We start from the raw sequence: 12,801 nt of genomic DNA, 5'->3' as shown, positions 1-12,801 counted from the left end.
TTTTCTATTTATAGCTTTGTGAAATTCACTGGCCCTTTCGCGGGACAAGTCGGTGCTGGCGACAACACAACCACCCAGCACCGGCCTTTCAACCTGAATCAGACCCCCTGCGGAATCTCTTCCCCACCCAGGGCTTCGAACAGCACCGGCAGGAATTCGTTGAGGGTCATCATCATCAACAGGAAGCTGGCGTCGAACTGTTGCGCGGCTTCGTCGCCACCATCCTGCTCGGCCTGCTCCTGCAGCAGTTCCTCGAACTTCAGGCGCTTGATCACCATCTTGTCGTCGAGCACGAACGACAGTTTGTCTTGCCAGGCCAGGGCCAGTTGCGTGACCAGCTTGCCGGTGCTCAGGTGCAACTGGATTTCCTCGCTGGCCAGGTCCTGGCGCTTGCAGCGCACGATGCCACCGTCTTCGGCGGTGTCGCGCAGCTCGCATTCGTCCAGTGGATAGAAGCCTTCGGCAGGCTGCTGCGACTTGACCCAGTCGGTCATGGTCGCGGTCGGGGCGATCTTCACGGTGGCCGGGCGCACCGGCAGCGAACCCATGACTTCACGTAGCGTGGAGAGCAGGTCTTCGGCGCGCTTGGCGCTGGCCGAGTTGACCAGGATCAGGCCCTGGCGCGGGGCGATGGCAGCGAAGATCATCGAGCGGCGGATGAAAGCACGCGGCAGGAAGGCCTGGATGATCTCGTCCTTGATCTGGTCGCGTTCCTTCTTGTAGACCTTGCGCATCTGCTCGGTCTCGATCTCTTCGACCTTCTCCTTGACCGCATCGTTGACCACGCTGCTGGGCAGGATGCGTTCTTCCTTGCGTGCGGCAATCAACAGGAATTCACCGCTGACGTGTACCAGGGGAGCGTCTTCGCCCTTGCCGAACGGAGCGACGAAGCCGTAGGTGGTCAGCTCCTGGCTGGCGCAGGGGCGGGCCGGCTTGCTGGCCAAGGCGGTCTCCAGCGCTTCAGGCTCGAACGGGACATCCTGGGTCAGGCGGTAGGTCAGCAGGTTCTTGAACCACATGAGGGGGAATCTCTCCTTAATGCATAAGGCGGGCATTATTCTCCGAGCAGTGGTTGCAGGCCAACCCTGTCAGAGGGCCAGCAGTGACTTATTCATAGGTCTTTGAAAGATCAGATAAAAAATTTGAAAAAAGTGCTTGCCAGGGTACAGGGTCCTCCGTAGAATGCGCGCCACACCGAGACGAAGGGTGATTAGCTCAGCCGGGAGAGCATCTGCCTTACAAGCAGAGGGTCGGCGGTTCGATCCCGTCATCACCCACCACTCGATGTATAGCGCAGCGGTAGTTCAGTCGGTTAGAATACCGGCCTGTCACGCCGGGGGTCGCGGGTTCGAGTCCCGTCCGCTGCGCCATATTCCAGCTTCCAGGGCCCACTGAACACCCGGAAGCCACAAAGAAAGCGACCTTAAGGTCGCTTTTTTTGTTTCTGGCTTGCGCAAACACCACGGGGGCTGTCCATCGACACCCCCGTGGTGTTTCAGCTTCAGGGTTTGGCCACGTGCCAGACCTGGCCGACCCCTTCGCCGGTGGTATCGCCCGGCTTCTGGTCCTTGACCCAGCCGTACAGCGGCTGGTCTTTGTAAGCCCACTGCTTGCTGCCATCGTCGCGGGTAATCACGCTGTAGCCATCGGCGGCCTTGGCGTAGGGGCCGGCGGCCAGCGGCGGCCAGTTCTGCGCACATTGACCGTTGCACGCCGACTTGCCAGCGCTGTCCTTGGTGAAGGTGTAGAGGGTCAGGCCTTTGCTGTCGACCAGGACCTTGCCCAGGGCGCTGTCGCCGACCTTCGCGGGGGCATCAGCCAAGGCCAGGCCAGACACGCAGGTCAGAGCCAATGAAAGAACGAGTGCGCTTTTCTTCAACATGAGAGATACCTCTGGCGGTTATCCGAATCCGATCGGGGGAATGATGGCCTTATGCATCGGCCATGCAGGGACAACGCCCCGGTGTCAGCTTCTATTCCCGTGTTCGATGAATATTTTTTCCGTCCCTGGTGCCGCCCTGGGTCAGCAGGCACGCCGGGTTCGCATCTACGCCTTCAACTCGCTGGCTCATTGCGTCAGAATCCCCCTACACGCCGGATGCAGCCAGCAGGCCGCGCGCCGGCTCTACCTTGCAAGCAGAGACCGACCATGCAGGATGCCAGCACCTCTCCAACGCCCACGCCGTCGACCCCACTGCTGGGTATCGACCTGGGGACCACCAACAGCCTTATCGCAGTCTGGCAGGACGGCAAGGCGCAGCTGATCGCCAACGCCGTGGGCGAGGTGCTGACGCCGTCGGTGGTCAGCGTCGACGACGACGGCAGCATCCTGGTGGGCAGCGCCGCCCGCGCCCGCCTGACCACCCACCCCCACCGCACCGCTGCGGCCTTCAAGCGCTTCATGGGCAGTGACAAGCGCTTCGAGCTCGGCGAGCACCGCTTCACCCCGGAAGAACTCTCGGCTCTGGTGCTGGGCGCGTTGAAGCAGGATGCCGAGGCGTATCTGGGGTGCCCGGTCAGTGAAGCGGTGATTTCGGTGCCGGCCTATTTCAGCGACGAGCAGCGCAAGCGCACGGTCTTCGCTGCGGAGCTGGCGGGGCTGAAGGTGCAGCGCCTGATCAACGAGCCGACCGCGGCCGCCATGGCCTACGGGCTGCACGAGCAGAAGTTCGAGCGCACCCTGGTGTTCGACCTGGGCGGCGGGACCTTCGACGTCACTGTGCTGGAATACGCCTTGCCGCTGATCGAGGTGCATGCCTCAACCGGTGACAACTATCTGGGGGGCGAGGACTTCACCGAGGCCTTGCTCAATGCCTGCCTGCGTGACTGGAACCTCAGTGCCGAAACCCTGGAGCCCCAGGCGCTGTCGAGCCTGCATGATGCGATCGAGCAGCTGAAACGCGAGGTGGGCGAGGGCAGTCGCACCCTGCACTGGAGCGGTGATGGCCAGGCCCGCGAATGGGTGCTTGATCAGGCCCGGCTGCAGTCGATCTGGGCGCCGTTGCTGGCACGGGTACGGACCCCCATCGAGCAGGCCCTGCGTGATGCGCGCCTGAGCCCGCGCGAACTGGACAGCCTGGTGCTGGTCGGTGGGGCCACGCGCATGCCGCAGATCCAGCAACTGGTGGCCAAGCTGTTCGGCCGCCTGCCGTACCGCCACCTCGATCCGGACACCATCGTCGCTCTTGGCGCCGCCAGCCAGGCAGCCTGCAAGGCGCGGGATTCGGCGATCGACGAGTTGATCCTGACCGACGTCTGTCCTTACACCCTGGGGGTCGCCTCGTCCCGTGGCGAGGACGTGTCCGGGGCCTTTACCCCAATCATCGAGCGCAACACGGTGATCCCCACCTCGCGTGTGCAGCGCTTCTACAGCAGCCATCCCGAGCAGAAAGTGGTGCGCATCGCCGTGTACCAGGGCGAGCGGCCCTGGGTGCGCGACAACATTCTGGTCGACAGTTTCGAGATTCCGTTGCAGCCGACCGGCCAGGTGCAGTCGCTGGATGTGCGCTTCAGCTACGACATCAATGGCCTGCTCGAAGTGGACGTGACGTTCCTCGAAACCGGGCACAAGCACAGCCACAGCATCGACCGCAGCCCGACCGGGCTGGACAGCGACGCCCGCCAGGCCAGCCACGAGCGCCTGGCGAGATTGAAGATCCACCCGCGCGACGCCTTGCCCAACCGCACCCTGCTGGCCCGCCTGGAGCGCGCCTGGATGCAGAGCCTGGGCGATGAGCGCGACCTCATCGGCAGTTGGCTGGACGCCTTCAATGCCGTGCTCGCTGGCCAGCAGGCCACCGAGATCAGTCGCCAGCGCCAGCAGTTGAGCCAGGCGCTGGACGAGCTGCGCTACTGATCAGGGATGGTTCAGGCGCCGCAGGGCCACTTGCAGGCCCAGTTGCAACTGGTCGGGGTCGTCCGGTGAAGGGCCATAGCGGTTGGCGAGCTTGTCGCCGGGTAGCCCCACCAGAAGCAGCGGTGCGAATGGCAGCAGGCGGCTGACGGCCAGCAACCCCACCAGTGCCCAGACGCCCTGGCCCAAGTCGCGCAAGCGCCGCAGGAAGGATGTCAACAGCAGCAACACGACAAGGGTCCAGAGCATCGGGCTCTTGGTCGCGGTGGTCAGCACCGTGCCCGCCAGCAGCATCACGATCACGTGGGCGATCAGGTCGCTGCGATTGAGGCGGCTGTCCAGGCGCCAGAATGCCCAGGAGGGTACCGGCGTCTGGCTGACACGGGCCATCAGCAAGCGTTCGGCGCGAGCCAGTATCGCCATGCTGGCGCAGCGCAGGCCGGTGTCCTGGTCCGGGTCATCCTTGGCTTTCTGCAGGCGCATCAGGCTGCGCGTGCCTGGCGGGGATGCGGATTTGACCAGGTGATTGAAGGCGTCGAGGATCTCGTTAAGCAGCTTGCCGTCGACCTTCTCTTCCTGCTCTACGGCTTGGCGCGGCGGACGTTTGACCTTGCCGGCGATCAGGCCATCGCGCAGCGGGGCGAACCAGGGGCTGTCGTTGTTCATCGCCTCGAGGCGATCGCGCAAGCGGGCGCGCTGTTGAGCATCGAGCTCTGGGTCGTGGTACAGCACTGCGCATAGCAGCATGTAGCCCAGTGGGTGGCCGTCGAGGGTACCGACGTCTTCTTCCAGGCATTCGAGCAGACGTACCGCGCTGGGCAGGCGAGTGCTGCCGAACACGTAACCCAGTGTGTGCAGGCGGCTGGCGACCAGGGCCTGCAGCGGGTCGCGGTCGTCCATCCAGCCGAGCAGGGCATTGTGTTCGTTGAACTGAGCCTGACGGGCGATCAGCACCTTGTGCAGTGGGGCGAACGGATGGTCGCTCGGGTAGGTGAGCTGGGCGGCCAGTTGCGGTGGCGCCAGGTCCAGCCAGCGTTGCGGCTGTTGCGCCGTGGCCAGCATGAACAACTGCTGGCGATGCCAGTTCCACAGTGCTTCGCCCTCGACCATCGGCGGCAGCTCGATGCCGTTCAGTGCCAGTTCTTCCATCAGCACCAGGCCGAATGGCACGGTGAACATGCGGCGCATGTCGAAATGCTCGTTCAGCTCGCCCAGCGCTCGTGGCGAATAAACCCGCATGCGCCGCAGCCACTCGCGGCAGGCCGGGTGCAGTGCGTCGGACTTGAGCGCCTCTGGCAGTTCCACCGGCCCCTCGTCACGTGCGCAGTACTCCACCAGTGCACGCGCCACCGGTGAGTGTTCGAGCCAATGCAGTTGCTGCGCCGCCTGGCGCTGGAAGCCTTCGAGGATCAAGGCATCGAGCGGGTCGTTGCCCAGGCGCTCATCGACAATGGTGCGCAGCAAGCCGGCTTCGCCGCGTTGCAGGGCCCAGGCCTGCCAGTAGCGGCGGTGCAATTCGCGATCGTCCTGGTTGGGCAGCAGCCAGGCGAGCAGCGGCAGTTCGTCGTCGCCGTCCAGGCGCCAGTCGATGTAGGTGGCGGCGATGCCCTCAAGGCCCAGGCGCGAGGCTTCGGACCAGCGCGCCAGTGTCTGCGGCGACTGTGCCGGGCTGCCCAGGACCTGTGCCGGATCGGCCAGGTCGGCGGGCCAGGTGTCGGGCGTGCTCTGCTGGTCGAGGGCCTGGATCAGCAGTGGCAGGCGTTGTGGCTGGTAGCGCGCGCAGAGGTCGAGCAGCCAGCGTTCGGCCTGCGGGTGGCGGTGTTCGCGCCACAGCCGTAGCCAGCAGTCCAGGGCTTGCTGCTCGGCGCCCAGGGCGTCGGCCTGGCGGGCCAGCAAGAACAGCAGGTCGACATCGTCCGGCGCCTGCTGGTGCTGGAGCTGCAGGCGTGCATGCAGGGTGAGGCTGCCGATGCCGACCTGGCTGAACTGTTCGGTCAGACGCTGAACCAGATGCTCGTCGTCGGGGAACGCCACGCAGGTGTGGCACCCGGCGAACTGTGCGTACTCGAACAGCGGGCGCTCCTGATGGTAGTAGCCGAGGCTGCGGAAGTACCAAAGGGTTTCCAGTTGCGCGGCGGGCGACCAGCTGTGCATCAGGCGGGTGTCGAAGGGATCGGGTTCCTCGATGCGTTGCAGGAAGGCCTCTATTTCCTGGGCATCCTCCGGCGCCAGGCGCAGCAACTGCTCGGCCCAGCCCATGCGCTGGGCCAGCAGGCGTGCGCACTGGTACGAGATCGGTCCGCAGTTGCGCAGGTTGTGCAGCAGTCGCCAGCTGAGGTCTTCCAGTTGCTCCAGGGGCAGCTCGTCGAGCTGGGCGATGTAGTTCTGCCAGGCTTGGGGTTCGTAACGGCGAGTGGAGTCTTCGAGCAGTGCATGGAACGCCTCGAAGGCTTCGCTGGTGGACGCTTCGGTCCGCCCTTCGGCTGCTTGCTGCTCGGGCGCCGCGCCGGTTTCGGCGTGTTCGCGGGCCAGGCGCTGTGCTTCCTCGTAGGCGGCGCGCAGGGCCTGGAAGCCTTCGGGATCGGTTTCCGGATGGTGCGTCGGCAGGCGGCCGCGGTAGGCCTGGCGGATGGTGTCGAGGTCCTGGGTCGGCTCGATGCCCAGGCGAATCCAGCAACTCATGACCAGCAGTCCTCTTCCAGTGATGCCGGGCGTTCCGGCTCAGGCAACGGCAACTCCCAGGGCAGGTCGGCGAGCAGCGCGTTGGCGCCGATCCTCAGGTTCAGGGCAATGCAGCGATTCCAGTGTTCGTTGCCCTGACGCTCGAGGTTGGCGGCGAACGTTTCGTCGCTGCTGTCGGAGACATTCCACAGCGCCTTGCCGAACAGGTACCCGGCGATGTAGCTGTCCCAGCGGTTGTAGTAATGGCGAGCGCGCAAGGCCAGGCGATAGTGCAGGTAGAGGCTTTCGTCGCGGCTGATATGGCCCTTTTTCACCCCGGCGCGCAGCAGAAAGCTCATGCGTCCGATGTCCCAGGCGCGGGTTCCGCCCGGGCCGCAGTCGGGAAAGGTGCGGGCGGCGTAGTTGTACTTGACCTGGTCACGTGGTGTCAGCGTAGCGAGCAGTGCCTGCCACTGGCTTGGCAGGCAGCGCTGGAACTGCCAGTAGGCGTTGCTCATCTCGCTGGCGTGACCGTTGTCGGCCATGCCGAGCACGTCGAGCAACTGGGCACGGGTGCTGATGCCCCAGCCGCTTTCCAGGTCGGTCTGGTCTTCGCCTTCGAAGTATTCGGCGGCGGTGTAGCTGGCACCGTTGAGTGCGGCCATCGGGGCGGAGAGGGCATGCAGCCAATGCTGTGCGGATTCGTCCATGAAGAGTGTCCGGGGCGAGGGGTGTGGCGCGATTGTAGAGAGGCAGCAAGGGGGCCGTCTACGCAGGCCTCAACGCCGGCCTTCTTCCGCTCGCAGCGTCAGCACTTCATAGCCCTGCTCGGTCACCGCGACCGTGTGCTCCCACTGCGCCGACAGTCCGCCATCGCGGGTGATCACCGTCCAGCCATCTTTCAGCGTGCGCGTGCCGCGGGCGCCCTGGTTGATCATCGGCTCGATGGTGAACACCATCCCGGGCTTGAGTTTCAGGCCCATGCCGCGCTGGCCGTAGTGCAGCACCTGCGGCGCCTCGTGCATCTGCCGGCCGATGCCGTGGCCGCAGTACTCGCGTACCACGCTGTAGCCCGCCGCCTCGGCGAACTGCTGGATAGCGTGGCCGATATCGCCCAAGGTGGCGCCGGGGCGCACCTGTTCGATGCCTTTCCACAGCGCCTCGTAGGTGGTGTCGACCAGGCGCCGTGCCTCCTCGCTGATTGCGCCGATGCGGTACATCTTCGACGAGTCGGCGATATAGCCGCCCTGTTCCAGGGTGATGTCGACGTTGATGATCGAGCCTTCCTGCAGCACCTCGTCAACCTTGGGCATGCCGTGGCAGACGACCTGGTCCACCGAGGTGTTCAGAGAATAGGGGAAGCCGTACTGGCCCTTGCTCGCCGGGCGCGCCTTGAGCGTCTCGACGATGAAGGCTTCGGCGCGGTCGTTGATCTGCATCGTGGTCACCCCGGCGCGGATGAAACCGTCGAGGTCGGCGAACACCTGTGCCAGCAACTGCCCGGCCCTGCGCATCAATGCCAGTTGCTCGGGGTTCTTGAGTATCACCTCGCTCATTGCAGCAGCTCCTTGAGATTCGCTTGTTCCTGGCGCAGCAGTTGACGCAGCAGTTCCTGGTAGGTGGCCTGGGGGTGCAGTTCGGCGAGCATGCCGATGCGGATCCAGTGTTCGGCCTGAGCGTTGATCGAGCGCGACATCGCGGCGCTGGCGATGCGCAGGTCTTCGTGGAGGTCGTCGCAGATCTTGACGATACCCATGGGGAGTCTTCCTGGTATATGAAACGTATACGAATCATATAGTCGGTTGGGCGTCGTGTCATCTTCTGGTGCGCGGCGGCATCAAGACGGGGCGGATATCGCGTCGATGTTCTCGCGGGGCGACACGTCCTCCGGGCTGCGCAGGCCTGTGGGTGCGGGTTGCCCGCGCCAAGGCCACCGCCATTGTGCAACTGGCCCGCAAATTGCTGATTCAGCTGCATCCGGACCCCTCAATGCCGAGGGGCCCTTCATCTTCACGACAAAGGCGCCGTGTTACCCCGCTTGCCCTGCAGGCCGGGTAGCCGGCGCCTTTTGCGTTTTCAGGGAGACCGCCCATGAGCAGCAGCGAGGTGCGCAGCGTTTGCCCGTATTGCGGGGTCGGGTGCGGCATTGTCATGACCGTGGCCGAGGGCCAGGTGGTCAAGATCAGCGGTGACAAACAGCACCCGAGCAACTTCGGACGCCTGTGCACCAAGGGCCTCACCGCACATCTGCCGTTGTCCGCTGCCGGACGCATGGAGCACGCCTTCGTGCGCCAGCAGCGCAGCCAGCAGCCGGTACGCACCGGCATGGACGACGCCATTGCGCAATCGGCCGCGCGCCTGCGCGCGATCATCGACGAGCACGGGCCGGATGCCGTGGCGCTCTATGTGTCCGGGCAGATGTCGCTGGAGGCTCAATACCTGGCCAACAAGCTGGCCAAGGGCTTTATCCGCACCCGCCATATCGAATCCAACTCGCGGTTGTGCATGGCCAGTGCCGGCAGCGGCTATAAGCAGTCGCTGGGCGCCGACGGCCCGCCGGGCAGCTACCAGGATTTCGAGCGTGCCGAGGTGTTCTTCGTCATTGGCGCCAACATGGCCGACTGTCATCCGATCCTGTTCCTGCGCTTGCTCGACCGAGTGAAGGCCGGGGCTCGGCTGATCGTCGTCGACCCGCGTCGCAGTGCCACCGCCGACAAGGCCGACCTGTTCCTGCAAGTGCGCCCGGGCAGCGATCTGGCTCTGCTCAACGGCTTGCTCTACCTGTTGCACGAGAACGGCCATACAGACATCGAGTTCATCGCCCGCCACACCGAGGGCTGGGACGAGATGCCTGCGTTTCTCGCCGACTACACCCCCGAACGGGTCGCGGCCCTGACCGGCCTTGCCGAGGCCGATATCCGTCAGGCGGCTGCCTGGATCGGCGGGGCGTCGGAGTGGATGAGCTGCTGGACCATGGGCCTCAACCAGAGCATCCAAGGCACCTGGCACAGCAACGCGCTGTGCAACCTGCACCTGGCCACCGGCGCGATTTGCCGACCTGGCAGCGGACCGTTCTCGCTGACCGGCCAGCCCAACGCCATGGGCGGCCGTGAGATGGGCTACATGGGCCCGGGCCTGCCGGGCCAGCGTTCGGCGCAGGTGGCGGGCGACCGTGCGTTCGTCGAGCAGCAGTGGGGCCTGGCGCCGGGCGCGTTGCGCAGCGAAGGCGGTGAAGGCACGGTGGCGCTGTTCGAGCAGATGAAGGCCGGGCAAGTGAAGGCCTGCTGGATCATCTGCAGCAACCCGGTGGCCAGTGTCGCCAACCGCCAGCAGGTGATCGACGGCCTGCAAGAGGCGCAGTTGGTGATCGCCCAGGACGCTTTCCTCGACACCGAGACCAACCGCCATGCCGACATCCTGCTGCCGGCCGCGCTGTGGGCCGAGGGCGAGGGTGTGATGATCAACAGCGAGCGCAACCTCACCTTGATGCCGCGTGCGGTCGCAGCGCCCGGCGAGAGCCTGGAGGATTGGCGCATCATCGCTCGCATCGCCTGTGCCATGGGCTATGCCGAGGCGTTCAGCTATGCCGATGCCGAAGCGGTGTACGACGAGATCCGCCGTTTCTGGAACCCCGCCACCGGCTATGACCTGCGTGGCATCGGCTATGCCGAGCTACGCGACAAACCGCGCCAGTGGCCAAGTGCGCCCGGGCGCGTGGACGACCGCAGCCCGCTGCGCTACCTCAATGACGGCAGCAGCCAGGCGCTGCTGCACGACGCTCAAGGCGAGCGGCCCGCGCTGGCCTTTCCTACCCCCAATGGCAAGGCGCGGTTCTTTGCCCGGCCCTGGCTGGCGCCGGCCGAGCTGCCGGATGCCGACTTTCCGCTGGTGCTCAACACCGGCCGCGTGCAGCACCAGTGGCACACCCTGACCAAGACCGGCAAGGTGCCGAGCCTGAACAAGCTCGAGCCCGGCCCCTTCGTCGAGATCAATCCCGAGGACGCCCGACGCCTGGGCATCGCCGACAAGGACCAGGTGGCGATCCGCTCGCGCCGCGGCCAGGCCGTGCTGCCGGCACGCATCAGCGAGCGGGTGCTGGTCGGCAACTGCTTTGCCCCTTTTCACTGGAACGACCTGTATGGCGAGCAACTGGCGATCAACGCCGTGACCTGCGATGCCGTCGATCCAACCTCCCTGCAACCGGCCTTCAAGCATTGCGCCGTGACCCTGGAGCGGGTTGCAGGCGAACGCATCGAGGCACTCGAGCTGCCCAGCGCGATCCCTACGGAGTCTGCCCCCATGCCCACCGACACCCTGTCTCGCCTGCTGGGCCTGGACAGCCTGCCGGCCCCCGTCCTGGCGGACGAGGAGCGTCGTTACCTGCAGGGCTTTCTGCTCGGCCTTGGGCAGGCGCGTGCACCGGGGGTGCCCAGCCTGCCGCCCGGTGCGCCGCTCGCACCCGCCAGTCGGTTGTTCGTCGATGGCTTGATCGCCGGCCTGTTCGCCCAGCCGGTGGTGGCGCCGGTCGCCATGGCCGAGGTTGCCAGGCATCGGGTGCTGTGGGCCTCGCAGACCGGCAATGGCGAGGCGCTGGCCGAGCGCTGTGCGGCGCATCTGCGCGAAGCGGGCCTGGCCGTCGAGCTGAGCTGCATGGATGCAGTCAGCCCCAGCCAGTTGCGTGGCGCCGCCAGCGTGCTGCTGATCACCAGTACCTTTGGTGACGGCGATGCGCCTGACTGCGCTTCGGCGTTCTGGCAGGCGTTGCAGGGCGAGGAGGGGGCACAGTGTGCGGCACTGCCCTTCGCCGTGCTGGCGCTGGGTGATTCCAGCTACGACCAGTTCTGCGGCTTTGGCCGCAAGCTCGACCAGCGTCTGGCTGAGCTGGGCGGCCGACGTCTGCTCGATCGGGTCGATTGCGAACCGGATTTCGATCCATCGTTCGTCACATGGCTGCAGGCGTTGTTGCCGCTGCTGGAGCCGACGGCCGCTGCGCAGGTCACAGCCAAGCCGGCGCCAGTGTTCGGCAGGCAGCAACCCTGCCTGGCTCCCATCATCGAGAACCGTGTGCTCAATGCGCCCGGAGCGACCAAGGAAACGCGCCAGGTGGTGTTCGACCTGCAAGGCACCGGGCTGGTCTACGAGGCAGGCGATGCGCTGGGTGTCTGGCCGCGCAACTGCCCGGCGCTGGTCCAGGAGCTGCTCGAGCTGATGGGGCTCGATGGCCAGACGTGCGTGCAACTGCCCGACCTGCCGGCGATGCCGTTGGCCGAGGCGATGGAGCGGCACCTGGAGATCGCCCGGGTCACTTCGCAGCAGCTTGCAGCCTTCAGCCAGGCGCCGCAGGCCGGTGAACTGCGTCGGTTGCTGCTGCCCGAGCACAAGGCCGAACTCACGGACTGGCTGTGGGGGCGGCAGTTGGCCGATGTGCTCGCTGCATTCGCGCCGCAACTGTCACTGGAGCACTGGCTGATCCTGCTCAAGCCCTTGCAGCCCCGCATGTACTCGATCAGCTCCAGCCCCAAGGCCCATCCACAGCAGGTGCACCTGACCGTTTCAACCGTGCGCTATGGCCAGCGAAAGGGCGTGAGCTCAAGCTTTCTCGCCGACCGCGCCGAAGCGCTGGAGGTGGCGATCTTCCCGCAGGTCGCGCGGCATTTCCGACTGCCGGACGACGATGCCACGCCGCTCATCATGGTTGGCCCTGGCACCGGTATCGCGCCGTTTCGTGCCTTTCTCGAAGAACGCGAAGCCCGCGGTGCGAGCGGCGGCAACTGGCTGTTCTTCGGTGAGCAGCATGCTGCCTTCGATTTCTATTACCGCGAGCAGTTGCAGGCCTGGGAGGCCAGCGGTCATCTGCGCCTGAGCACGGCGTTCTCGCGTGACCAGGCCGAGAAGCTGTACGTGCAGCAGCGCATGCTCGAACAGGGTGCCGAGCTGTGGCAGTGGCTGGAGGCGGGGGCGTACTTCTACATCTGCGGCGATGCCCAGCGCATGGCCAAGGATGTCGATGCCGCGCTGCGCCAGGTCGTGGCCGAGCACGGGCGGATGAGCGCCGAGGCGGCGGCGGTTTATGTCGAGAGGTTGAGCAAGAGCAAGCGCTATCGACGCGATGTGTATTGAGTGCACCGGGATGGGGAGCGGTGCACCGGCTTGAGGCGGTGCAGCGTGCGGCGCTAGCGCGGGGCAAGCGCGCTCCTGCAGGTCGCGCAACGCTGCATCCCCTGTTGGCGCGGGCTTGTCCCGCGATAGCGCCAGCATCGATTGCACCTTGGCACGCTCCCTGCTTT

Annotated in this window: 8 protein-coding genes and 2 tRNA genes; 4 read left to right on the top strand and 6 right to left on the bottom strand. The window is 65.6% G+C overall.

Features of this window, described 5'->3' with window-relative positions; genetic code table 11:
• Positions 1-98: 98 nt before the first annotated feature.
• Complete coding sequence (rdgC, locus tag ACMGGG_RS17270; RefSeq protein ID WP_054890921.1) at positions 99-1,019, bottom strand: recombination-associated protein RdgC; 921 nt, start codon at positions 1,017-1,019, stop codon at positions 99-101.
• A gap of 185 nt (positions 1,020-1,204) precedes the next feature.
• On the opposite strand from rdgC, the gene ACMGGG_RS17265 reads away from it, so the two are divergent.
• Together ACMGGG_RS17265 and ACMGGG_RS17260 are read left to right on the top strand one after the other, a co-directional pair.
• Positions 1,205-1,280 (top strand) — tRNA-Val (locus ACMGGG_RS17265).
• Between the two features lie 13 nt (positions 1,281-1,293).
• A tRNA-Asp gene (locus ACMGGG_RS17260) sits at positions 1,294-1,370 on the top strand.
• 131 nt (positions 1,371-1,501) lie between these two features.
• Here the strand turns inward: ACMGGG_RS17260 and ACMGGG_RS17255 are convergent.
• The gene (locus ACMGGG_RS17255; protein WP_054890920.1) at positions 1,502-1,882 is read right to left on the bottom strand and encodes a hypothetical protein; all 381 of its coding nucleotides are present in this window, start codon (positions 1,880-1,882) and stop codon (positions 1,502-1,504) included.
• Positions 1,883-2,149: 267 nt separating this feature from the next.
• On the opposite strand from ACMGGG_RS17255, the gene ACMGGG_RS17250 reads away from it, so the two are divergent.
• Positions 2,150-3,856, top strand: a complete 1,707-nt coding sequence (locus ACMGGG_RS17250) for a molecular chaperone HscC (protein WP_063545827.1) — start codon at positions 2,150-2,152, stop codon at positions 3,854-3,856.
• Here ACMGGG_RS17250 and ACMGGG_RS17245 read toward each other — a convergent pair whose 3' ends face one another.
• From ACMGGG_RS17245 to ACMGGG_RS17230, 4 genes are all read right to left on the bottom strand, one after another.
• On the bottom strand, positions 3,857-6,535 hold the full coding sequence (locus tag ACMGGG_RS17245) for a DUF805 domain-containing protein (RefSeq protein WP_414154119.1): 2,679 nt from the start codon (positions 6,533-6,535) through the stop codon (positions 3,857-3,859).
• On the bottom strand, positions 6,532-7,224 hold the full coding sequence (locus tag ACMGGG_RS17240; RefSeq protein ID WP_063545825.1) for a DUF1266 domain-containing protein: 693 nt from the start codon (positions 7,222-7,224) through the stop codon (positions 6,532-6,534). The genes ACMGGG_RS17245 and ACMGGG_RS17240 overlap by 4 nt, the downstream gene beginning before the upstream one ends.
• Before the next feature lie 69 nt (positions 7,225-7,293).
• On the bottom strand, positions 7,294-8,070 hold the full coding sequence (gene map, locus ACMGGG_RS17235) for a type I methionyl aminopeptidase (RefSeq protein WP_186667095.1): 777 nt from the start codon (positions 8,068-8,070) through the stop codon (positions 7,294-7,296).
• Positions 8,067-8,270: a ParD-like family protein gene (locus ACMGGG_RS17230; protein WP_054890915.1), complete on the bottom strand. Its 204-nt coding sequence runs from the start codon at positions 8,268-8,270 to the stop codon at positions 8,067-8,069. The genes map and ACMGGG_RS17230 overlap by 4 nt, the downstream gene beginning before the upstream one ends.
• 335 nt (positions 8,271-8,605) lie before the next feature.
• Here ACMGGG_RS17230 and ACMGGG_RS17225 point away from each other — a divergent pair, with 335 nt between their 5' ends.
• Positions 8,606-12,634, top strand: a complete 4,029-nt coding sequence (locus ACMGGG_RS17225; protein WP_414154118.1) for a molybdopterin-dependent oxidoreductase — start codon at positions 8,606-8,608, stop codon at positions 12,632-12,634.
• The last annotated feature ends 167 nt before the right edge of the window (positions 12,635-12,801 follow it).

Origin of the sequence: Pseudomonas sp. BNK-44-b (assembly GCF_047456245.1) — a bacterium.
In the GTDB taxonomy this organism is placed as follows: Bacteria; Pseudomonadota; Gammaproteobacteria; order Pseudomonadales; family Pseudomonadaceae; genus Aquipseudomonas; species Aquipseudomonas machongensis.
This window is presented reverse-complemented; position numbering and strand designations above follow the sequence as displayed.